The sequence below is a fragment of the Microbacterium sp. Cr-K32 genome, from assembly GCF_000708345.1.
GTDB classification, from domain to species: Bacteria; Actinomycetota; Actinomycetes; order Actinomycetales; family Microbacteriaceae; genus Microbacterium; species Microbacterium maritypicum_A.
Genome location: NZ_JARD01000027.1, coordinates 154,565 through 175,854, shown reverse-complemented (window position 1 = coordinate 175,854; position 21,290 = coordinate 154,565). Strand labels below are relative to the sequence as shown.

Here is a 21,290-nt window from a genome sequence, read left to right as displayed (position 1 = left end):
TCGGGCTAGTCGCCGACGAGCCCGAGCCGATGCGCCAGGATGACCGCGTGGATCCTGTCCCGCGCGCTGAGCTTCGCCAGCACACGACCGACGTGGGTCTTGACCGTGGACTCGCCGACGTACAGACTCTGAGCGATCTCTGCGTTGGTGAGTCCGCGGCCGATCGCGAGGAAGACGTCCCGCTCACGTTCCGTGAGCGATTCGAGAGCAGCGCTCTCCTCTGCGGCCGGAGTCGCGGGCGCTCCGCCGAGCCGAGGCGTCACGTGCTCCAGCAGCGCTCTCGTCACACGCGGGGACAGCACCGCATCCCCGCGGTGGACGGCGCGCACCGCGGAGATCATCTCGTGGCGCTGGGCATCCTTCAACAGGAATCCGCTCGCGCCCGCGCGGATGGCTCCGAACGCGTATTCGTCGAGATCGAAGGTGGTCAGAACGAGCACCTTGGTCTGCGGACGTTCTCGGACGATGGCCTCGGTGGCGGCGATGCCGTCCAGCTCCGGCATCCGGATGTCCATCAGCACCAGGTCGGGAGCGAGCAGCGCGCTCTGCGTGATCGCCGCTTTCCCGTCGCCGGCTTCGCCGATGACGACGATGTCCTCCTCAGACTCCAGCACCATGCGGAAGCCGAGACGGATCAGCTCCTGGTCATCCACCAGCAGCACTCTGATCGCCTGCGTCATGCGTCGTCCTCCATCGTCTGTCGCGGTGCGGCGGGCCTGCTTCCCGATGTGGGAAGCACCGCCCGCAGAATCCATCGTCCTCCATCCGCAGGTGCGGATCGCACCGTCCCATGCACATGGGCGGCACGCTCGGAGAGCCCGCGCACACCGAATCCGTCTGAGCCGATCTCACCCGAGACGCCGTCGTTGACGATCTCGATCACGACCGTGTCGGCCGTGTACTCCAGCCGCACGGTGATGCTCTTCGCGGTCGGGGCGTGGCGCATGGCGTTGGTCACGCCCTCCTGCACGATCCTGCCGATCGCATGCGCGACGGCGGGGGAGACATCGGCCTGCCCGATGACGGTGAGCGTCGCCGGGTAGCCCGCGCGCTGAGCCGTCTCCACGGTGTCACGCGCGGGAACGGGTTGCATCGGCGCCAGCGGCAGCGGCGATTCGTCGTCGCGCAGCACACCGAGCATCGAACGCATCTCGGTGAGAGCGCCTCTGGCGGTGTCCGCGACGGATACCGCAGCCCTCCGGGCCTGTTCCCGATCGGGGGTGGCGGCCGCCCCTTCGGACAGTGCGACGATCACGGTGAGGGAGTGGGAGACGATATCGTGCATCTCCCGTGCGATGCGGGCGCGTTCCGATGCGGCGGCGAGTTGCGCCTGCTGATCGCGCTCGATCAGGAGTTGACGGGATCGGTCGATGATGGCGAGGAGATAGCGCTTGCGGCCGCCCACATTGACCCCGACGAGCGTGCCGATGAGCCCGAGCGCGACGTAGCCGAGGGCGGTATCGATGCCGACCTGGAGCAGGGTCGTGCCGGTCAGCATGAGGATCGTGGTGAGTCCGAGGAACCAAGCGGCACCGATCCCGTAACAGATCCAGGCCAGACGCGCCGATCTGTAGACCGCCACGCCGTAGCAGGCGACGAGCAGGAGGACGATGCCTCCGGACATGCCTGTGAACAGTCCGACGGTCCCCAGGATCACCGCAGCGACGAAGGGACCCAGGGGTGCCCGTCGACGCCAGAGGAGAGTGCTGCATCCGATCGCGACCATCACCAACGTCGCGATGTTGATGGCGATGTATGTGCCCTCCGGGAGCGAGGTGTTGGGGTACGGCGCGGCGGGGGCGAGGGACAGGAACAGGCAGATCAGCGCGAGCAGGATGTCGGCGAACAGCGGATGGCGGGCCCAGAACCGTCGGAACAGGCCCGGGGCGCGCGGAAGCCGCAGCTCCTCGTCCTCGCGGACCGAGTCGCTGCGGCTTCGCGTTCTGCTCACAGGCCGACTTTACGCGTCGCGGGTGCGCAGCACGCCCCACGCGACGGCAGCACCGCCCACGACCCAGCAGGCCAGCGTCAGGAACGCAACCGGAGCGTCGAGTGCGGCACCGGCTCCGGGCATGATCGCACTCCGTGCGGCGGCGTCCGGAAGGTAGGCGGCGGCCTGCAGGACCCATGCCCACGTCTCTCCGGCGAAGGAGAAGAAGTTCGCCACGATCGGCAGGACGAACAGCACACCGACGGTTGCGGCGATGGCGCCCGCACCGGAGCGCAAAACGAATCCGAACGCGACGCCGATGAGCGCGAAGACGGCCATCGACAAGGAAGCCACCACGATCGGAAGCACCGATGCTGTCGGGTCCGACCAGTCGATGCCCTGGTCACGCGGGGCGACGATGAGGGAGACGGCCACCGCGGAGACGACGAAGATCACCAGCGACGAGACGAACAGGAACAGTGCCAGCACCGTCGACTTCGCGGCCAGCACCGAACCGCGAATCGGGTTCGCAGTGAGCGTCGAACGGATCATCCCCGTCGAGTACTCACCGGTGACCGAGATCGCGCCGATGATGCCGGCGAGCAGCATCGTGAACTGGATCGGCATGACCACGGCCTGGATCGGGCTGAAGTCCGGCACATCGACAGCGAGGGCGATGAGCACGGCGATGCCGACCGTGAGGGCGGCGGTGATGCCGATCGACCACCACGTCGAGCGCAGGGTGGCGAGCTTGATCCACTCGCCGCGCAGTGCGCGCATGAACGTCAGCCGACGACCGGTGTCGACGCGTGTCCGCGTGGGAGCGGGAGCCTGTGTCGTGGTCATGAGATCTCCTTGGTGCGGTACTCGACGGAGTCGCCGGTGAGGGCGAGATAGGCGTCTTCGAGTGATCCGGTGGTCGGGGTGAGTTCGTGGAGCGGGATGCCGCGGTCGGCGGCCAGATCGCCGATCCGCGCGGCGGGCAGCCCCACGATGTCGAGCAGATCGGGAGCCGAGCTCACGATCTCCACCTCCGGCCCTCCGACGGCGGCAGCCAGGTCGGCTGGTCTCGGTGTGCGGACCCGCACCGTGTTCCGAGTCCAGGAGCGCACGAGCTCCGCGAGCGGGGCATCCGCGAGCACCCGACCGCGGCCCATCACGATGACGTGGTCGGCGGTCTGCGCCATCTCACTCATCAGGTGGCTCGAGAGCAGCACGGTGCGCCCCTCTGATGCCACGTGACGGACGAACTGGCGCACCCAGCGCACCCCCTCGGGGTCGAGGCCGTTCACCGGCTCGTCGAGGATCAGCGTGTGCGGGTCGCCGAGCAGTGCCGAAGCGATGCCGAGGCGCTGCCCCATTCCGAGCGAGAATCCGCCCGCGCGTTTACGTGCCACCGACCCGATGCCCGCAAGGTCGATGACCTCATCGACTCGGGAGGAGGGGATGCCGTGTGTCGCGGCCATGGCGCGGAGGTGGTTGCGAGCGGTGCGACCGGTGTGCACCGCCTTGGCGTCGAGGAGGACACCGACTTCGGTGAGAGGTGCGCGGAGCTTGCGGTACTCGCGTCCGGCGATGGTGGCACGCCCCGACGTCGGGCGGTCGAGGCCGACGATCATCCGCATGGTGGTCGACTTCCCGGCGCCGTTCGGGCCGAGGAAGCCGGTGACGCTGCCCGGCTTGACCGTGAACGACACGTCGTCGACGGCGGTCTTGTCTCCGAACCTCTTCGTGAGGCCTTCTGCTGTGATCATGGGCACAACGTTACGGAGCGCCCCGGGTGTCGCGCGTCCCCCTCAGGTACACATCTGACGGCGAAGTGTCCGACCCGCGTGGGACATCAGAGGGTCAGGCGCGAGGGCGAGCCTGCACCCGCGCGGCCATCTCGTCTGAAGCGATGACGGCCTCGTCGATGATCTCCCGCGACGCCGGTGCGGTCAGCCAGTCATGGCTCAGGGTGGACGGGACGAGGAGGGGCATCCGGTCGTGCAGGTCGACGAGGTGAGGGGGAGCGGGACGCATCACGATGGAATAGCACGTGAACCACTCGCCGTCGGCCGTGCGGCCGCGCTGCGTGACCGCAGCCATGCCGAACAGAGTGCCGTCGTCGACGATGAACTCGTTCCACTGCCGAGACGGCTTCTGCATCTCGTACCAGCTCGTCGCGGGGACGATCGCTCTCGACTTCGCCCCGCCCGGACGCTCCTGCAGCCGCTCCGAGCGGGTGTTGATCGAGGGGAACTTCGCCGGCTCGCCGTCGACGAGGAACCCCCACCACGCGGGTTCGAGGGTCGGGGCGGTATCTGGCTGCACGATCAGCGGGTTGAGGTTGCGCAGGTTCTTGCCCGTCGGTCGGACGGTCTCGCCGGCGTTCTCCTGCGCCCACACGCGGAGGCCCTCGAGCACCGCATCGTCGGCGGCGGCGAGGAGTTCGGCATCGGTGAATCGGGGATCGAGTCCGTAGCTCGCGCACATGCCGCCAGCGTAGTCCCGGCCTCGGACATTCACGGGCGAGGAGCGGCCGGCGGCTCGGGTAGGGTCGACAGGTGCCAGAGACCCGTCGACTTCCCGCTCCACTGGCCCTCGGAGGAGCGGTCGCGATCGGTGTCATGACGGCGATCCAGGCGCGGATCAACGGGGTGCTCGGTGTGCGCGTCGACGACGGGATCGTCGCCGGCTTCGTCTCGTTCTCCGTAGGACTCGTGGCGCTCGCCGTCGTGATCTCCGCCCTCCCGTCGGCTCGGCGAGGCGTCGCACGCCTGTGGAGCGGCATCCGACACCAGACGATCCCCGTCTGGATGCTGCTCGGGGGAGCGTGTGGCGCACTCACCGTCTCGACCCAAGGTCTCACCGCCGGTGTGCTCGGCGTCTCCCTGTTCACCGTCGGTGTGGTGGCGGGGCAGACCGTTCACGGCCTCGTGCTCGATCGGATCGGATTCGGGCCCGCAGGAGTCGTGGCGGTCACGCCAGGGCGGGTGCTCGGGGGGCTGCTCGCGCTCGCCGCGGTCGGCATCTCGCTCTCCGGCGACGTGCTGGCCACCGCGCCGCTGTGGATGCTGCTGCTCCCGTTCGCCGCGGGTGTCGGGATCGCCTGGCAGGCAGCGACCAACGGGCGCCTGGCCCAGCGGGCGCGTTCGCCCCTCGCCGCCACCCTGATGAGCTTCATCGCCGGCACCGTGGTGCTCGCCCTGGCATCCGGGGTGAGCATCGCGTTCCGCGGCGCACCGGCGGGGCTTCCCACCGAGCCCTGGCTGTACCTCGGAGGGTTCCTGGGCGCCTCCTACATCCTTCTCGGCACGTTCATTGTGGCGCAGACCGGGGTGCTGCTCATGGGCCTGGGGTCGGTGCTCGGGCAATTGGTCACGTCGGTCGTGATCGACCTCATGTGGCCGCCCGCGGCCGGACCAGCGCTCTGGCAGGTGCTCGCGATGGTCGTCGTGGCCGTCGCGTCGGTGGTGGTCGCGGTTCCGTGGCCGCGTCGCCGCTGAGGGGTTACCTCTTCTCGGCCTTCTTCGCCTTCTCCGCTTTCTTGGCCTTCTTCACCTTCTTCACCTTCTTCACCTTCTTCACCTTCTCGGTGGTCGTCGCCGTCTTCGGGGCATTCTCGGTATTCGCGTGCGGCATGCGCGTGACGAGTGTGCGTGCATCGACGGACTTGCGCCGACCGGGCTTCTTGTCTTCGGGCTTGCCTCCCACATACAGCCAGCCGAGGAGCTCCTCGTTCTCGGCGAGGCCGTGAGCTCTGGCGACCGCCTTCGCGCGCGTGTAGTGGCCGGTGCGCCAGATGACGCCCCACCCCGCTTCGTCGAGGAGCAGGCTCAGCATGTGGGCGACACCGGAGGCGACGGCCTCCTGTTCCCAACGGGGTACCTTCTCGCTCTTCCGGTAACTGGCGACGACGGCGATGAGCAGAGGGGCACGAAGCGGCTTCGACGAGGGCGAGGAGTCGCCCTGGGCCTCGGCGATCGCCGCGCCCAGCACCTCGCGATCCGCGCCGCGGAGTTCGATCAGCCGCCAGGGGCGCAGAGAAGAATGATCGGCCACACGGCCGGCCGCCGAGACCAACGTGAGCAGTTCGTCGCGAGTCGGCGCGGTGTCTTCGACCTTCGACCAGGACTGCCGCGCCAGGACGGCATCGAGGGCGCTCACGAGGCTTCGGGAGTGAAGTTCAGTGCGATCGAGTTCATGCAGTAGCGGTCGCCGGTCGGCGTGCCGAATCCATCGGGGAAGACATGGCCGAGGTGCGATCCGCAGTTGGCGCAGCGCACCTCGGTGCGCACCATCCCGAGGCTGTCGTCCTCGATGAGCTCGACCGCATCGGGGCGGATCGACTCGTAGAAGCTCGGCCATCCGCATCCGGAGTCGAACTTCGTGCCGCTCTTGAAGAGTTCGGCATCGCATGCGCCACAGGTGTACAGGCCCGCACGCTCCTCGTCGAGCAGCTCGCCGGTCCAGGCCCGCTCGGTCGCGGCCTGGCGCAGCACCGCGTACTGCTCTTCGCCGAGCTCCTCGCGCCATTCTTCTTCGGTCTTGTCCACGCTGTACGACATGTGTCCTCCTGAGTCCCGTCCATTCTCCCCCGTGCGACGGGATATAGGGTGCTCCGGGTCAGAATGGACGCATGACGGATGCCGTGCAGGAACGATACGCACGATTCGCCCGTGACGAGGCCCCCGGCCGCAGCGCGCTGTACGCGGAATGGGCGGCCGGCGTGGCGGCCGATGTCGAGGTGAGGCGCATCCTGCTGCGGATTCCCGAGACACGGAGGCAGCCGCCGCTCGTGTTCGCCGTCACCCGCCTGCTCGGAGCCGAGCTCGCCGGTTATCCGCAGTGGCGGGACTTCGTGCTGCGCAACGCCGACGAGGTGGTGGCGGAATGCGCCCGTCGCAGCCTGCAGACGAACGAACCGCTGCGCCTCGCCGCGCTGCTCCCTGTGCTGTCCGAGATCGAGGGTCCGATCGCGTTGCTCGAGATCGGAGCCTCCGCCGGGCTGTGTCTCTATCCCGACAGGTACTCGTATCGCTTCGTCGATGAAGCGGGTGCGCTCCGCGTCGGGCTCGATCCCGTGGATGGACCGTCGACCGTCGTGCTGGAGAGCCGGGTGACCGGCGCGATGCCCCCGCTGCGGATGCCGCAGGTGGCGTGGCGGGCGGGCATCGATCTGGCGCCGCTCGACGCGGCCGACCCACGTGACCGGGGATGGCTGCGGGGACTCGTGTGGCCGGGTGAGGAGGGACGGGAGCAGCGGATCGATGCTGCGCTCGAGATCGCGGCCTCCGATCCCGCACTGCTCCTCGTCGGAGACGCTCTGGAACGCATCGATGCCCTGGCGGCTGACGCGCCTGGGAATGCCACGCTCGTCATCACCACGCCCGGAGTGCTGGTGCACATCCCGCGAGCGCAGCGGAACGCGCTGGTCGCCCGCATAGCCGCGCTGGACGCCCGCTGGATCACGATCGATCCGCCGGGCGCGCTCGACGTCTGGGTGCCGTCGGTGGATGCGCACGGCTGGCCGGGCTTCGTCGTCGCCATCGACGGGAGGGTGCGCGCCGCCGCCGATCCCCTCGGAGGCTGGTGGGAGTGGCGAACGTCTCCCTCGACCGTCGCGTCCTAACCTGGACTCATGCTCGGAGACCTGACGGAGCGCGATCGCGCGATCCTCGCCATCGAGGTCGCCTGGCCGCGGCACGGCTCAGCCAAGGAAGAAGTCATCCGCGCCCAGCTGGGCATGAGTTCGGCCCGCTATTACCAGCTCCTCGGGCGGCTCATCGAGTCGGAAGCCGCTCTGGAGTACGATCCGATGCTGGTGCGGCGGCTGCGCCGCATCCGGGATTCACGCGCCAGGCAGCGCTCGGCTCGCACACCGGGTTTCGTCGGCTGAGAAGAGCCGTCGGCGGCTTCACGAATCGGGTGTTCCGCGCCGCGGATCGGAATGCCAGGAAGGTGACGCTAGCATCGAGGGGTGTCCAAGCCCTCCCGCGATCGCTTCGATGACGTTCCCCGTTCCTCCGGACGTGTGGGAGCGCATCGCGCCGAAGCTCCGGGGATGAACGGCTGGGTCGTGCTGCTCTGGTCCTTCGTCGCCGCCCTCGTCCTCATCATCGCCGGGATCTTCGGTTCCCTCGTGGTGATGGGGCGCATCTCGCTCTTTCCCGAGGCGGCGTCCACGCCGGTCCCCACTCCGGTCGAGACGGGTGTGGTGGACACCTCGGTCTCCGTGATGATCCTCAACGGCACGCCGGACGAGGGGCTCGACACGCAGATGCGGGACGTCCTCGTCAACAATGGATGGGCGCCGGATATCGTCTTCGCCGGAGACAGCTCGAGTCAGGACTTCGCCACCACCACCGTCTTCTACGTCAACGATGAGGATGAGCTCGCCGCGATCGGATTGGCGAACCTCCTCGGTGGCGCTGCCGTGCAGCAGAGCGACTATTACTCCGGTCAGACGGAGGACGGTCTGAAGCAGTTCACGGTGGTGATCGGCCTCGATCGATCGAGTTCCGCGCCCGAGACGCCCGGGGAGACCCCGGCCCCCTGACCTCCGCGTGCGCCACTCCTCCGGCGGCTTGCACTCGAAGGTGTCGAGTGCCAGAATGGCGTTAGCACTCTCTTACTCTGAGTGCTAAACCCAACGTCTACGTCCAGGAGGGACGAAAAAACTCATGGCAAAGATCATTGCTTTCGATGAGGAGGCCCGCCGCGGCCTCGAGCGCGGCCTGAACATCCTCGCCGACGCGGTCAAGGTCACCCTCGGCCCGCGTGGCCGCAACGTCGTTCTCGAGAAGAAGTGGGGAGCCCCCACGATCACGAACGACGGTGTCTCCATCGCCAAGGAGATCGAGCTGGACGACCCGTACGAGAAGATCGGCGCGGAGCTCGTCAAGGAGGTCGCCAAGAAGACCGACGACGTCGCAGGTGATGGCACCACGACCGCCACGGTCCTCGCTCAGGCTCTGGTCCGCGAGGGTCTGCGCAACGTCGCAGCCGGCGCCGACCCCATCTCGCTCAAGCGCGGCATCGAGAAGGCCGTCGCCGCGATCACCGAGGAGCTGCTCGCCAGCGCCAAGGAGATCGACTCGAAGGAGCAGATCGCTGCCACGGCTTCCATCTCCGCGGCTGACCCCGCGATCGGCGAGCTCATCGCCGAGGCGATCGACAAGGTCGGCAAGGAAGGCGTCGTCACCGTCGAGGAGTCGCAGACGTTCGGTACCGAGCTCGAGCTCACCGAGGGCATGCGCTTCGACAAGGGCTACCTGAACCCGTACTTCGTCACGGACCCGGAGCGCCAGGAGGCTGTCTTCGAGGACCCGTACATCCTCATCGCGAACCAGAAGGTCTCCAACATCAAGGACCTCCTGCCCATCGTCGACAAGGTGATCCAGGACGGCAAGGAGCTCGTCATCATCGCCGAGGACGTCGAGGGCGAGGCTCTCGCGACGCTCGTCCTGAACAAGCTCAAGGGCATCTTCAAGTCGGTCGCCGTCAAGGCTCCCGGCTTCGGCGACCGCCGCAAGGCGCAGCTGCAGGACATCGCGATCCTCACCGGTGGACAGGTCATCACCGAAGAGGTCGGTCTCAAGCTCGAGAACGCCACGCTCGACCTGCTGGGTCGTGCGCGCAAGGTCATCGTCACCAAGGACGAGACCACGATCGTCGAGGGTGCCGGTGAGGCAGACCAGATCGAGGGTCGCGTCACGCAGATCCGTCGCGAGATCGAGAACACCGACAGCGACTACGACCGCGAGAAGCTGCAGGAGCGCCTGGCGAAGCTCGCCGGTGGTGTGGCCGTCATCAAGGCCGGAGCCGCGACCGAGGTCGAGCTCAAGGAGCGCAAGCACCGCATCGAGGACGCTGTCCGCAACGCGAAGGCGGCCGTCGAGGAGGGCATCGTCCCCGGTGGTGGCGTCGCGCTCATCCAGTCCGGAACGAAGGCGCTCGACGCGCTCTCGCTCACGGGTGACGAGGCGACCGGCGCGAACATCGTCCGCGTCGCGATCCAGGCTCCGCTGAAGCAGATCGCGCTGAACGCCGGTCTCGAGGCCGGTGTCGTCGCGAACAAGGTCGCCGAGCTCCCCGCGGGCCAGGGTCTGAACGCGGCTACGGGAGAGTACGTCGACATGTTCGGCGCCGGCATCATCGACCCCGCGAAGGTGACCCGCTCGGCGCTGCAGAACGCAGCCTCGATCGCGGCGCTGTTCCTCACCACCGAGGTCGTCGTCGCTGACAAGCCGGAGAAGGCCGCTGCTCCCATGGGTGACCCGTCGGGTGGCATGGACTTCTGATCCTGCTCTCATGACAGAACGCCCCCGGCTTCGGCCGGGGGCGTTCTGCGTAGATACGCGTGTGCGTCAGCGGAACAGGCTGGCCGAGTACTGATCGGCGTCTGCGTACTGGGTCGCGACCGCGCCGAGCGACGTTCCGATCGATTCGAGCACCTGCTCCACATGGAGCTGCGCGCCCTGCCACTGCTCGGCGCACGTCTGGAAAGCATGGGATGCCGTGCCGGACCACGTCGACTGCAGCTGTCGGAGCTGCGCCATCAGAGTCGCGGACTCGCCCTGCAAGCGCTCGATCGTTGCGCGGGTGGCGCCGTGGGCCGCGTAGACGGCCTCGGTGTCGACGGTGAAGACAGACATGGGAACTCCTTCTCGTAGGGGTTCCGAGGCTAAGCGAGCGTCGGCGTCCGTATCCTCTCCGGGTCGCTGTCATCCCGTGCGCTGTGAGCAACGGGGCAGCCGGGCAGGCGGTGCAGAGAGCGCCCGGCGTCGGAACGGCCGCTACGGCAGGTCGAGTCGATCCAGAGGCTGCGTGTCTTCGAGGAGATGCGCAGGCGTGGCGCGCGCCGGTGCGAGCGGGAGAGTCACAGTGAACGTCGCACCCCCACCCGGAGTCTCCGATACATCGACGCCGCCGTGGAGCGCTTTCAGGATCGACGCGACGATCGCGAGTCCGAGGCCGGAGCCTCCGGTCTCCCGCGCGCGGGAGGTGTCGGCACGCCAGAAGCGTTCGAAGATCTGCTCCCGGATCTGCGGCGGGATGCCCTCGCCGTGATCGACGATCGCGATGCTCGCGGTGCCGGCCGCCCGGTCGGAGTCGACCACGATCTCGATCGGCCCGTCCTCGGGGGAGAAGCGGCGCGCATTGCCCAGGAGATTCGTGACGACCTGGCGGACCTTGTTCTCTTCGCCGAGCACGATCGGCGGGGTGCGCACGGGCAGATCGGGAACTTCGGTGAAGTCGATCGCGGGAGTCTGGTCCGGCTGCCGAGGGCGTCGGCGAAGACGCGAGAGCGTGGCTCGGGAGAGGCCTCGCGGCGTCGGCGGCTGCGGCGGTTGGAGCGGTGGGATCTCGTGCAAAGGTACCGCGGTCTTGCTGTCCGCGGTGCGGTCGATCACCGTCACGGTCCGGCCGGGGGCCGCGGCACGCAGATCGAGCGCTGCATCCCGCGCGATCGGCCGTAGGTCGAGGGGGACGATCTCCGGTTCGCGCTCCTCGTCGAGCCGGGCGAGAGCGAGGAGGTCCTCCACCAGGACCCCCATCCTGATCGCTTCCTTCTCGATGCGCTCCATGGCCCGCGCCGTGTCCTCCTCGCCCTTGATCGCGCCCATGCGGTAGAGCTCCGCGTAGCCGCGCACGCTCACCAGGGGGGTGCGCAGCTCGTGGCTCGCATCGCCGATGAAGCGCCGCATGTGCTGCACGGTGCGGTCCCGCTGTGCGAGCGAGCGATCGACCCGGTCGAGCATCGTGTTGATGGCGGTGTTCAGCCGGCCGACCTCGGTGGTCGGCTCGAGGTCGGTCAGCCGCTGCCGGAAGTCGCCGGCCGCGATCGACATGGCGGTGGCCTCGACCTGACCGAGCCTGCGGAACGTGAGGGTCACGAGCCCGCGCGTCAGCAGCGCGGCGATCAGGATCGTGATCAGGGCGATCGAGATGTAGATGCCGAAGTACTGGCTGATGATGCGATCGGCGGGTGCGAGAGGAAGAGCGACCAACTGGATGCGCAGGACACCGCCTTCCGAGGGGACGACGGCGACCGCCGCGTGGAACAGCTCGCCTTCGGCTCCCGTCATCTCGAGCGGGATCTGATCCGTGTTGGCGGTCGCCTTCGCGAGCGAGTACTGCGAGGGGAAGAGAGGCGCCTGGCCTGAAGTGCCTCGTGCTGTGGCGCGGAGTTCACCCGTCGCATCGTAGATCGCGAAGGAGAAGTCTCGAGGCTGCTCATCGCGCGGGCTGTAGGTGGTGACGCCGTCGACCGTCACCGTGTCGAAGTAGCGGTCGACGAGATCGCTCGAGACCAGGGCGGGCAACTGGGCATCGATGTTCGCGACCAGGGCGTTGCGCAGGATCGGCACCGTGCCGATACCCGCGACGAGCAGCCCGAGCGCCAGCACCGCCACCGTGACGCCGGTGACCTTGGCCCGAAGGCTGATGCGCCGCCACCAGCTGGTGACCGCATCGGGCTTGTGCGCCATGCGGTCCTCCCCGGTGCGGCGGCTGCGCCGCGAGGCGGCGTCGTTGGTGGTGCGGTGGTCGTCAGACCGTCTTGCCGACCTTCAGCATGTAGCCGAAGCCGCGCTTGGTCTGGATGAGCGACTCCTCGGTGTGCGGGTCGATCTTGCGACGCAGGTAGGAGATGTAACTCTCGACGATGCCGGCGTCACCGTTGAAGTCGTACTCCCACACGTGGTCGAGGATCTGCGCCTTCGACAGCACGCGGTTGGGGTTGAGCATCAGGTAGCGCAGCAGCTTGAACTCGGTCGGGCTCAGCTCGATCGGTTCCTTGCCGACATGAACGTCGTGCGTGTCCTGGTCCATGGACAGCTCGCCGGCGCGGATGATCGACTCCTCGTCGGCCTGCATCGTACGGCGGAGGATGGCCTGAGCCCTGGCGACGATCTCGTCGAGGCTGAAGGGCTTGGTGACGTAGTCGTCGCCACCCGCGTTGAGTCCCTCGATCTTGTCCTCGGTGCCGTCCTTCGCCGTGAGGAACAGGATGGGCGCCGTGAATCCCGCACCGCGGAGGCGCTTGGTCACGCTGAACCCGTTCATGTCGGGCAGCATGACGTCCAGGATGATGAGGTCGGGTTCCTCTTCGAGGACGGCCGAGATCGTGGCGGCGCCGTTGGCGACCGTCTTCACCTGGAATCCGGCGAAGCTGAGACCCGTGGAGAGCAGGTCGCGGATGTTGGGTTCGTCGTCGACGACCAGGATGCGCGGAGCAGTCATGTCCCCATTATGGTGACTTCGGCCATGGGGATGCTGACTATTGTGCGGAACGGCGTGGAGTCGCCCCTTCGGGAAGCGTGCGCACGCATCCTCCGATGCTGTGTGCGCAGTCCGTAGGAGCGAGATCGTCCCGGGGGTGGATGCGCCGCACAGGTGCACGGGGGAGGATCGATGCATGAGCTGGAACGAGGACGTCACCGTCGCCCCCGGAAGCCCTGAAGCCCCCGGAAGCCCCGTCGCCCTGCCGGACGCGCCTGATGTCGATCAGGTCGCCTATCATCGGCTGGCGCATCTGCGTCCGCGGTATCGCTGGTGGCGCATGCTGCTGACCGGACTCGTCGGCATCGCCCTCTACGTCGCGATCCTCGTGATCGTGATCGTGCCGTTGGCCATCGTGTCGATGTTCGTCCCCGGGTGGGGTGTCGAATCGCAGACGCTCCTCGCCACCTCGCAGTTCTTCGACCTCGACCGGCCGTGGCTGCTCGTCGCACTGGTGCTGCCGCTGATCCTGATGATCCCCGCACTGCTGCTGGCCTCGCGCATGGTGGAGGGTCGCGGTGTGGGGCTGCTGTCGTCGGTCACCGGACGGCTGCGGATGGGGTGGCTCGGAAAGAGCCTGTTGCTGGCGCTCGCCGTGTTCGCCGTCTACTTCGTTGCGGTGCTGGGTTGGTCGGCCCTGAGCGGCGATGCGGTCGTCGCGGACTTCTCCCACCCCGGGCTCTGGACGATGGTGCTGCTCGTGCTGCTGCTCATCCCTTTTCAAGCCGCCGCGGAGGAGTATGTGTTCCGCGGATACCTGATGCAGTTGGTCGGGAGCTGGCTCCGTCATCCCGCCTTCGCGATCCTGCTGCCCGTGCCGCTGTTCGTGCTCGGTCACGGCTACGACATCTGGGGCGCGGCGAGCGTGGGCATGTTCGCGATCGTCGCCGCCTGGCTGACCTGGCGTACGGGGGGACTCGAAGCCGCGATCTCCCTGCACATCGTCAACAACGTACTCATCTTCCTGCTCGGATCCGTCACGCTGGTCGATGCCAACGCGACTTCGGGGACCGCCGTCGACCTGCTCGCCTCGGCACTGGCCATGGTCATCTACGCCCTGCTCGCCGACCGCTGGGCTGCAAGGCTCGGGATCGCACGCACGGCCCGGGCCGCATCAGCGCCGGCCGGAGTGCTCGGAACCCATCGACTGGGCGGCGTACTGCACGGCCGCACCACCGGAGCATGATCTCCCGAGGTCAGGCGGCGATCGCGTCCGAGTCCATGATCGTGTAGCTGTAGCCCTGCTCGGCCAGGAAGCGCTGACGGTTCTGTGCGTAGTCCTGGTCGATGGTGTCGCGGGCCACGAGGGTGTAGAAGCTCGCGGTGTGGCCCGACTGCTTCGGGCGCAGCAGGCGGCCCAGACGCTGGGCTTCCTCCTGACGCGATCCGAACGACCCGGACACCTGGATCGCGACGGAAGCCTCGGGGAGGTCGATCGAGAAGTTCGCCACCTTCGACACCACGAGCAGCGAGATGTCGCCTTCACGGAACGCACGGTAGAGCTCTTCGCGCTCGTCGACCGGGGTCGCGCCGGTGATCTGCGGGGCGTTCAGGGCCTCGGAGAGCGACTCGAGCTGATCGAGGTACTGCCCGATCACGAGGATGCGTTCGCCCTCGTGCTTCGCGATGAGCTCGCGCACGGCCTGGACCTTCGCCGGGGCGGACGCCGCGAGACGATACCGCTCATCGTCGGTCGCCGCGGCGTACTCGAGCCGGTCGTCCGGCGGCAGATCGACGCGCACCTCGTAGCAGGCGGCGGGGGAGATGAAGCCCTGCGCTTCGATCTGCTTCCAGGGGGCGTCGAAGCGCTTCGGGCCGATCAGGCTGAAGACGTCGCCCTCGCGACCGTCCTCGCGCACGAGGGTGGCGGTGAGGCCGATGCGGCGGCGCGCCTGCAGGTCGGCGGTCAGCTTGAAAACCGGCGCGGGGAGCAGGTGGACCTCGTCGTACACGATGAGCCCCCAGTCGAGCGCGTCGAGCAACGCCAGGTGGGCGTACTCGCCTTTGCGCTTCGCGGTGAGGATCTGGTAGGTCGCGATGGTGACGGGCTTGACCTCTTTCGCCTGGCCCGAGTACTCGCCGATCTCCTCGGGGGTCAGACTGGTGCGCTTGAGCAGTTCGTCGCGCCACTGCCGCGCCGACACCGTGTTCGTGACGAGGATCAGCGTCGTCGTCTTGGTCGCGGCCATCGCGCCGGCGCCCACGATCGTCTTGCCGGCACCGCAGGGCAGCACGACCACGCCCGATCCGTCCTTCGCGAAGGCGTCGACGGCATCCTGCTGGTAGGGACGGATGTGCCAGCCGTCCTCGGCGAGGTCGATCTCGTGCGGGGTGCCCGGGGTGTATCCGGCGAGGTCTTCGGCGGGCCAGCCGATCTTCAACAGTTCCTGTTTGATCTGCCCGCGCGCCCAGGCATCGACGACGAACGTCTCCGATGTCGGGTGCCCGATGAGCAGCGGCTGGATGCGCTTGTTGTTCGCGACCTGCGCCAGCACCGCGGGGTCGGAGGAGCGCAGGATGAGCGTTCCCTCCTCATCGCGTTCGATGACCAGACGCCCGTAACGGTTGACGGTCTCGCGCAGATCGACGGAAACCGAGGGGGGCACCGGGAAGCGCGACCAGCGGTCCAGAGTCTCGAGCATGTCCTCGGCGGTGTGCCCTGCGGCGCGGGCGTTCCACAGACCCAGACGCGTGATCCGGTACGTGTGGATGTGCTCGGGAGCCCGTTCCAGTTCGGCGAAGATCGCCAGTTCATGCCGGGCGCTCTCGGCATCGGCATGGGCGACTTCGAGCAGCACGGTGCGATCGCTCTGGACGATCAGGGGGCCATCAGACATAGCTCACCAGTTTAGCGGTCGTGCGGGGTGCGAGGCCTATGACGCGACGATCGTCGCTGTGAGGATGCTCGACACGGGAAGTGTCCGTTCGACATCGGCTGCACGGTCGCGCCCGCGGAGTCGGCCACCGCCCATCCCGGTCGCTTCCAGGAGGAGCTGTCGGGTGGACCCGTCCGGCATCCCCACCGTGACTTCGAGGACCGACTTCGCCCGCACGGCCGCTTCGAGCTCGCGGTCGAGCCACGCGGCGTCGGCATCGGGCCCCTGGTGGGACCGGAGCCGCGTGATCAGCGGCATGAGGTCGGTGGAGTCTCTGCTCGGAGCGGGGGCAGGGGGAGCGGGGTGGCGCTCCCGCACCAGGAGGGATCCGTCGGGGCCGACGAGCGTCGCGGGGTACCGCGCGTCTGTCAGAGCCCAGTACACCGTGTCGCGTCCGACGCGTGTGGTCAGGGAATCGAGATGCGCCGACAGGGCCAGCGGACGCAGCGACTGGTCCACCGCCATCGCCTGGATGAGGTGAGCGTCGGAGCTCTCGATCCGCGTGCGGCCGGTCTCGTCGTCCGTCGAGACGCGGACCAGTCCGTGACGCTGCGCTGTCTGCGCGATCAGGTAGCCGAGGGGCTGCGGGATTCCCGTGAGGGAGACGGAGGTGAGGAAATCGAGGATCGACGCCTCGGTCTCGCCGGCGACGAACGCGTGCGCCACGGACTCGGAGGTGAAACGGTACGACGACGCCTGAGCCGCGGACTCACGGGCGGCGATCGTGCGCAGCCGCACATCCAGCGCCGGCTGCAGCGGACCCGGTGCGATCGCGGTCAGGTCGTTCTGCAGGAAGATGCGATCGACCTCGGCCGGCAGCAGTCGCACGAGAGCCTCGGCCTCCGCGTCGCCTCCGCGTCGCAGGCTCACCGCCCATGCGGGTTCGGTGCCGTCTTCGGCGATCAGGCCGAGGAGCGCGGCCGCATCCTGCAGGACGTGCGCACGCTCGGCCCAGGTGGGATCCCAGGGGTGGGCGAATGGCCAGGCCTCCGGAGGAACCCATCCGCCGCCTGCGGAACGGACACCACGGGGAAGGGCGTCCCGGAACGCGGTGACCAAGACAGCCCATCGGTCCGCTGCCGACGAACGCAGCCATTCCTCTGCGGACTGGCTCGATCGCAGCCGCCGGTCCGCGGACACGGCGAGCCCGGCCTGGAGGGCGATCGCGGCGAGGGTGTCGACGATCTCGGTGGGGACGCCGGCCTCCGCCAGCTGGCGCTTCTCACCCGCGCTGACGCCGCCGCCGGTGAGGAGGGCGAAGGGGCTCTCCCTCGCGATCAGGAGCAGGTCGGCGAGGACGGCCACTGTCGTGAAGGCGCGCTCGGCCGCGTGCGCCGCGGCGGTCTCCGAGGACGGAGACGCCGGTGCCGCGGCGGGCGGGAGGGGGATCGAGCGCCCGGCGATCGCGGTCACGACCGGTGGATAGGGGGTGCCGTCCGGGCGGAGCAGTGCGAGCGCCGTCAGCTGTTCCCGGTCCTGCCCGGCGTCGCCGCCGGACGCGGCGTCGAGCAACGCGCGCGCTTCGGATGCCGTGAGCGCGGGCAGGACACGCGACAGCGACGCCGGATCGAGCAGTGCCTCGGCGGCGTCAAAGAAGTCGTGCCACGGGGCGTCGGCGCGCACGGCCCGTGCCGCGAAGAGGCGGAGGAGGTCTTCGTCGCGCGCCGCCGCCAGCCAATCGGCCAGCGGTCGCGCGTGAGTGCTCATGGGCGTGGCCTCAGGAACGCGACGACGCGCGGCCCTTCCGGATGAAGCTCATCGTCAGGAGCGTGATGATCATGAGGAACGCCACCGGCAGTCCCCAATAGGGGATCGCGGCGATCACGGGCCAGATACCCTCGCCGAATGCGGCCTGCCCCATCCCGAGCGCCGTGCCGATGATGATCGCGAAGAAGCACACCACCGACGCGGCGGCGATTCCGAGCGCGGTGAACGCCAGGATGCGATCCAGCCGGCGGATGGGAACCTCCGGTTCCGAGTTCTGCGTGCTCATCCGCATCAGCCTACTCGCACTGAGGCTTCTGCTCTGCGCGCGCCGCGACCGGTAGGCTGGGGACACGCGCACGAGCGCGTCCACTGTTCTGCATATCGATCTCAGCGAGGTTCTCCCATGCCCACCGGCAAGGTCAGGTTCTACGACGAAGACAAGGGTTTCGGCTTCATCGCCAGCGATGACGGCCAGGACGTCTTCCTGCACGCCTCCGCGATGCCTGCCGGCACCGCGGTGAAGGCCGGTGCGCGCGTGGAGTTCGGCGTGGCCGACGGCAAGCGCGGGCTGCAGGCGCTGTCGGTACGTGTGCTCGAAGCGCCGCCCAGCCTCTCGAAGGCCAAGCGCAAGCCGGCTGACGACATGGCCATCATCGTCGAGGACCTCGTGAAGCTCCTCGACGGCATCGGCGGGGATCTGCGCCGTGGACGCTACCCCTCCTCCGCTCAGGGTCGCAAGATCGCGGCCGTCCTGCGCAAGGTCGCTGATGACCTCGAAGCCTGACGCCGACGCGCGTCTCCTCGACGCCCATGATCTCGCGCTGGCCGCGCTGGCCGAGATCACTCCGGCGTCCACCGTCGGCCCCGCCGCCGGATATCTCGCCGAGGACGACGGGCCGGTGTCGCTGCGCTTCGAGAACCGGCTCGCCGGCTACCCGGGGTGGTACTGGACGGTGACCGTCGCTCGCGTCGAAGGCGAGGAGCCGACGGTACTCGAGGTCGAGCTCCTTCCGGGTGACGGCGCTCTCCTGGCCCCGGAGTGGGTGCCGTGGGCCGAGCGTCTCGCCGAGTACCGCGCGCATCAGGTCGAACTCGCCGAGGCGGCCGCGGCCGCCGGGGACGATGCGGTCGGCGAGGTAGCGCTCGACGCCGACGAGGACGGTGTCCTCGAGGACGACGACCTCGACGATGACGATGACGATGACGACGGTGAGGCCGACATCCTGCACGCCGGCGACCTGGACGGCGTCGATATCGACGAACTCGATGAGGGCGCCGCCGACGACGAAGAGTCGGAAGACGAAGAGTCGGAAGAAGAAGAGTCCGACGACGACGCCGACGCCCTCGATGAGGACGCCGGCGAGGTCGACGAGGAGGAGTGACGCCGGGCGCTCAGGCGCCCAGGTTCTCCAGGACATACTCGATCGATCGGGTCAGTTGGCGCACGTCATCCGGCTCGATCGAGACGAACGTCGCCACCCGCAGCTGGTTGCGCCCGAGCTTCCGATACGGCTCCGTGTCGACGATGCCGTTGGCGCGGAGGGCCTTGGCGATCGCCGCGGCGTCGATGCTGTCGTCGAAGTCGATCGTCGCGACCACGGGGGAGCGGTGCGACGCGTCCGTGACGAAGGGCGTGGCGACCGAAGACGCCTCGGCCCAGTCGTACAGAACCGAAGACGACTCGGAGGTGCGTGCGGCCGCCCAGCCGAGCCCGCCGTTGTCGAGGATCCAGCGGAGCTGGTTGTCGAGGAGGTGCAGGGTCGTGAGCGCGGGGGTGTTCAGCGTCTGGTTGAGGCGCGAGTTGTCGACCGCGTTCTTCAGGCTCAGGAACTCCGGGATGTAGCGACCCGATGCCGCGATGCGCTCGATGCGCTCGACGGCAGCCGGCGAGACCGCGGCGAACCACAGGCCGCCGTCGGAGCCGAGGTTCTTCTGCGGCGCGAAGTAGTACACGTCGGCCTGAGCGGCGTCGAAGTCGATGCCTCCCGCGGCACTCGTCGCATCGATGACGGTCAGGGCGCCGTCGGCGGCGATGCGCTGGATCGGAGCGGCGACGCCGGTCGAGGTCTCGTTGTGCGGCCAGGCGTACACATCCACGCCCTCCACGACCTCGGCGACGGTGAGCGAACCGGGCTCGGCCTTGCGCACATCGGGCGCCTCGAGCCAGGGGGCGCCTGCGGAAGCGGCGAACTTCCCGCCGAACTCGCCGAAGACGAGGTTCTGGCTGCGCTGCTCGATGAGGCCGAAGGCCGCAGCGTCCCAGAAGGCCGTCGATCCGCCGTTGCCCAGGATGATCTCGTATCCCTCGGGAATGCGGAACAGAGCGGCGAGCTGCTCGCGGATGCTGCCGACGAGGTTCTTCACGGGCGCCTGTCGATGGGATGTCCCCAGGATCGAGGCTCCCGACGTGACCAGCGCCTCGAGCTGCGCAGGGCGCACCTTCGAGGGACCGCAGCCGAAGCGGCCGTCGATGGGCAGGAGGTCACGGGGAATCTCGATCGCCATGCGTCGATTCTAGGGGGCGCCCGGCATGTCTCCGGACCGCAGCGAGTCCGATGTCGGTCCGGGAATGTAGGCTTGCCTAAGAACCTCGGAGGGCCTGCACATGACCGACCTGATCGACACCACGGAGATGTACCTCCGCACCATCCTCGAACTCGAGGAGGAGAACATCGTGCCGCTGCGCGCGCGCATCTCCGAGCGCCTCGGCCACTCGGGGCCGACCGTGTCGCAGACCGTCGGTCGGATGGAGCGCGACGGGCTCGTCATCGTCTCGGAAGACCGCACGCTCGAGCTCACCGACGCCGGCCGTCGCAAGGCGGTCGACGTGATGCGCAAGCACCGTCTCGCCGAGCGTCTGCTCTCCGATGTGATCGGACTCGACTGGGCGTTCGTGCATGAAGAGGCCTGCCGGTGGGAGCACGTGATGAGCGAGCAGGTGGAACGTCGCCTGGTCGAGCTGCTCGGACACCCGACGGAATCGCCGTACGGCAACCCGATCCCCGGTCTCGACCAGCTCGGCGACGTGCCGGCGCGCACCTTCGACGAGGGGGTCATCGGTCTCGTCCAGCGTCTCAATGCGGCGGGGGAACCGGTCGAGGGCACGGTCCGTCGTCTCGCCGAGCCCGCGCAGGTCGACCCCGAGCTTCTCGAGCAGCTGCGCGATGCGGGAGTCGTTCCCGGAGCGCACGGCGACTTCCGCTTCAGCGAGGGTTACGTGCTCATCCAGATGGACGGCAAGGAAGACGGCCTCGAGCTCCCGGTGGAGCTGGCATCGCACATCTTCCTGGTGGGCGAACCGGCCTGATCCCGCGCGGAAACCGGGTGCGACACCGCCACGGAGACGGGGCGTCGCGGGCTTCTGCGAGGATTGCCAGTTTCCCAGGGTGACATGATCGTTATCTTCCGGTAACCTCGGTCAAGTCGCCAGCGAAGAAGCCCGCTGGAGATGAACCCGCGAAGATCGCCTTCCAGGCTCGTCGTCTTCACGGCAGGAACGCACAAAGTAC

23 protein-coding genes are annotated in these 21,290 nt (G+C 68.3%); 9 read left to right on the top strand and 14 right to left on the bottom strand.

The features are described from left to right. Nucleotides 1-5: 5 nt before the first annotated feature. The 5 genes from GZ64_RS0114155 to GZ64_RS0114135 form a co-directional block, all read right to left on the bottom strand. Entirely contained in the window at nt 6-680 is a 675-nt protein-coding gene (locus GZ64_RS0114155) for a response regulator transcription factor (RefSeq protein WP_021199064.1), read from the bottom strand. Then, the gene (locus GZ64_RS0114150; RefSeq protein ID WP_021199063.1) at nt 677-1,951 is read right to left on the bottom strand and encodes a sensor histidine kinase; all 1,275 of its coding nucleotides are present in this window, start codon (nt 1,949-1,951) and stop codon (nt 677-679) included. The genes GZ64_RS0114155 and GZ64_RS0114150 overlap by 4 nt, the downstream gene beginning before the upstream one ends. 9 nt (nt 1,952-1,960) lie before the next feature. Continuing rightward, nucleotides 1,961-2,776, bottom strand: coding sequence for a transporter (locus GZ64_RS0114145; protein ID WP_029267208.1), 816 nt, complete (start codon nt 2,774-2,776; stop codon nt 1,961-1,963). Continuing rightward, a complete protein-coding gene (locus tag GZ64_RS0114140; RefSeq protein WP_021199061.1) occupies nt 2,773-3,684 on the bottom strand; it encodes an ABC transporter ATP-binding protein in 912 nt (303 codons plus the stop codon). The genes GZ64_RS0114145 and GZ64_RS0114140 overlap by 4 nt, the downstream gene beginning before the upstream one ends. A gap of 94 nt (nt 3,685-3,778) precedes the next feature. Then, entirely contained in the window at nt 3,779-4,405 is a 627-nt protein-coding gene (locus GZ64_RS0114135; RefSeq protein ID WP_029267207.1) for an SOS response-associated peptidase family protein, read from the bottom strand. Nucleotides 4,406-4,506: 101 nt separating this feature from the next. On the opposite strand from GZ64_RS0114135, the gene GZ64_RS0114130 reads away from it, so the two are divergent. Further along, complete coding sequence (locus GZ64_RS0114130; protein ID WP_029258672.1) at nt 4,507-5,418, top strand: DMT family transporter; 912 nt, start codon at nt 4,507-4,509, stop codon at nt 5,416-5,418. Between the two features lie 4 nt (nt 5,419-5,422). Here the strand turns inward: GZ64_RS0114130 and GZ64_RS0114125 are convergent, their stop codons facing one another. After that, nucleotides 5,423-6,079, bottom strand: a complete 657-nt coding sequence (locus GZ64_RS0114125; protein ID WP_051668071.1) for a nitroreductase family protein — start codon at nt 6,077-6,079, stop codon at nt 5,423-5,425. Continuing rightward, nucleotides 6,076-6,480, bottom strand: coding sequence for a peptide-methionine (R)-S-oxide reductase MsrB (gene msrB, locus GZ64_RS0114120; RefSeq protein WP_021199057.1), 405 nt, complete (start codon nt 6,478-6,480; stop codon nt 6,076-6,078). The genes GZ64_RS0114125 and msrB overlap by 4 nt, the downstream gene beginning before the upstream one ends. Nucleotides 6,481-6,551: 71 nt before the next feature. Between msrB and GZ64_RS0114115 the strand changes: the two genes are divergently transcribed. The 4 genes from GZ64_RS0114115 (at nt 6,552) to groL (ending at nt 10,215) form a co-directional block, all read left to right on the top strand. Beyond that, nucleotides 6,552-7,544, top strand: coding sequence for a DUF2332 domain-containing protein (locus tag GZ64_RS0114115; protein ID WP_029267206.1), 993 nt, complete (start codon nt 6,552-6,554; stop codon nt 7,542-7,544). 9 nt (nt 7,545-7,553) lie between these two features. After that, nucleotides 7,554-7,811: a DUF3263 domain-containing protein gene (locus tag GZ64_RS0114110; protein ID WP_021199055.1), complete on the top strand. Its 258-nt coding sequence runs from the start codon at nt 7,554-7,556 to the stop codon at nt 7,809-7,811. Nucleotides 7,812-7,892: 81 nt separating this feature from the next. After that, entirely contained in the window at nt 7,893-8,471 is a 579-nt protein-coding gene (locus GZ64_RS0114105; protein ID WP_021199054.1) for a LytR C-terminal domain-containing protein, read from the top strand. Nucleotides 8,472-8,595: 124 nt separating this feature from the next. Next, entirely contained in the window at nt 8,596-10,215 is a 1,620-nt protein-coding gene (gene groL / locus GZ64_RS0114100; protein WP_021199053.1) for a chaperonin GroEL, read from the top strand. Nucleotides 10,216-10,281: 66 nt separating this feature from the next. On the opposite strand, the gene GZ64_RS0114095 is transcribed toward groL, so the two are convergent. The 3 genes from GZ64_RS0114095 to GZ64_RS0114085 form a co-directional block, all read right to left on the bottom strand. Continuing rightward, nucleotides 10,282-10,569 carry a WXG100 family type VII secretion target gene (locus GZ64_RS0114095; RefSeq protein WP_021199052.1) on the bottom strand — a complete coding sequence of 96 codons (288 nt, stop codon included), beginning with the start codon at nt 10,567-10,569 and terminating at the stop codon, nt 10,282-10,284. 141 nt (nt 10,570-10,710) lie between these two features. Then, nucleotides 10,711-12,405, bottom strand: a complete 1,695-nt coding sequence (locus tag GZ64_RS0114090; protein WP_029258667.1) for a sensor histidine kinase — start codon at nt 12,403-12,405, stop codon at nt 10,711-10,713. Between the two features lie 61 nt (nt 12,406-12,466). Beyond that, a complete protein-coding gene (locus GZ64_RS0114085) occupies nt 12,467-13,159 on the bottom strand; it encodes a response regulator transcription factor (RefSeq protein ID WP_021199050.1) in 693 nt (230 codons plus the stop codon). A 175-nt stretch (nt 13,160-13,334) separates the two neighbouring features. On the opposite strand from GZ64_RS0114085, the gene GZ64_RS0114080 reads away from it, so the two are divergent. Further along, nucleotides 13,335-14,384, top strand: coding sequence for a CPBP family intramembrane glutamic endopeptidase (locus GZ64_RS0114080; protein ID WP_051668070.1), 1,050 nt, complete (start codon nt 13,335-13,337; stop codon nt 14,382-14,384). A 10-nt stretch (nt 14,385-14,394) separates the two neighbouring features. Here GZ64_RS0114080 and GZ64_RS0114075 read toward each other — a convergent pair whose 3' ends face one another. Genes GZ64_RS0114075 through GZ64_RS0114065 form a run of 3 tightly spaced genes read right to left on the bottom strand, consistent with a single transcriptional unit; the run spans nt 14,395 to nt 18,067 of the window. After that, nucleotides 14,395-16,035: a DNA repair helicase XPB gene (locus GZ64_RS0114075; RefSeq protein WP_029267204.1), complete on the bottom strand. Its 1,641-nt coding sequence runs from the start codon at nt 16,033-16,035 to the stop codon at nt 14,395-14,397. A 36-nt stretch (nt 16,036-16,071) separates the two neighbouring features. Further along, nucleotides 16,072-17,781 (bottom strand): helicase-associated domain-containing protein, encoded by a 1,710-nt coding sequence (locus GZ64_RS0114070; RefSeq protein WP_029267203.1) that lies wholly within the window; start codon nt 17,779-17,781, stop codon nt 16,072-16,074. Nucleotides 17,782-17,791: 10 nt separating this feature from the next. Beyond that, nucleotides 17,792-18,067, bottom strand: coding sequence for a hypothetical protein (locus tag GZ64_RS0114065; protein ID WP_021200011.1), 276 nt, complete (start codon nt 18,065-18,067; stop codon nt 17,792-17,794). Nucleotides 18,068-18,184: 117 nt separating this feature from the next. Here GZ64_RS0114065 and GZ64_RS0114060 point away from each other — a divergent pair, with 117 nt between their 5' ends. Beyond that, a complete protein-coding gene (locus tag GZ64_RS0114060) occupies nt 18,185-18,565 on the top strand; it encodes a cold-shock protein (protein ID WP_021200010.1) in 381 nt (126 codons plus the stop codon). Beyond that, complete coding sequence (locus tag GZ64_RS0114055; protein ID WP_029267201.1) at nt 18,549-19,163, top strand: DUF3027 domain-containing protein; 615 nt, start codon at nt 18,549-18,551, stop codon at nt 19,161-19,163. Before GZ64_RS0114060 ends, GZ64_RS0114055 begins: the two co-directional genes overlap by 17 nt. Nucleotides 19,164-19,173: 10 nt before the next feature. Here the strand turns inward: GZ64_RS0114055 and serC are convergent, their stop codons facing one another. Then, nucleotides 19,174-20,286 (bottom strand): phosphoserine transaminase, encoded by a 1,113-nt coding sequence (gene serC / locus GZ64_RS0114050; RefSeq protein WP_029258663.1) that lies wholly within the window; start codon nt 20,284-20,286, stop codon nt 19,174-19,176. Nucleotides 20,287-20,386: 100 nt separating this feature from the next. Here serC and GZ64_RS0114045 point away from each other — a divergent pair, with 100 nt between their 5' ends. Continuing rightward, nucleotides 20,387-21,088 (top strand): metal-dependent transcriptional regulator, encoded by a 702-nt coding sequence (locus tag GZ64_RS0114045; RefSeq protein ID WP_021200007.1) that lies wholly within the window; start codon nt 20,387-20,389, stop codon nt 21,086-21,088. Nucleotides 21,089-21,290 lie beyond the last annotated feature (202 nt).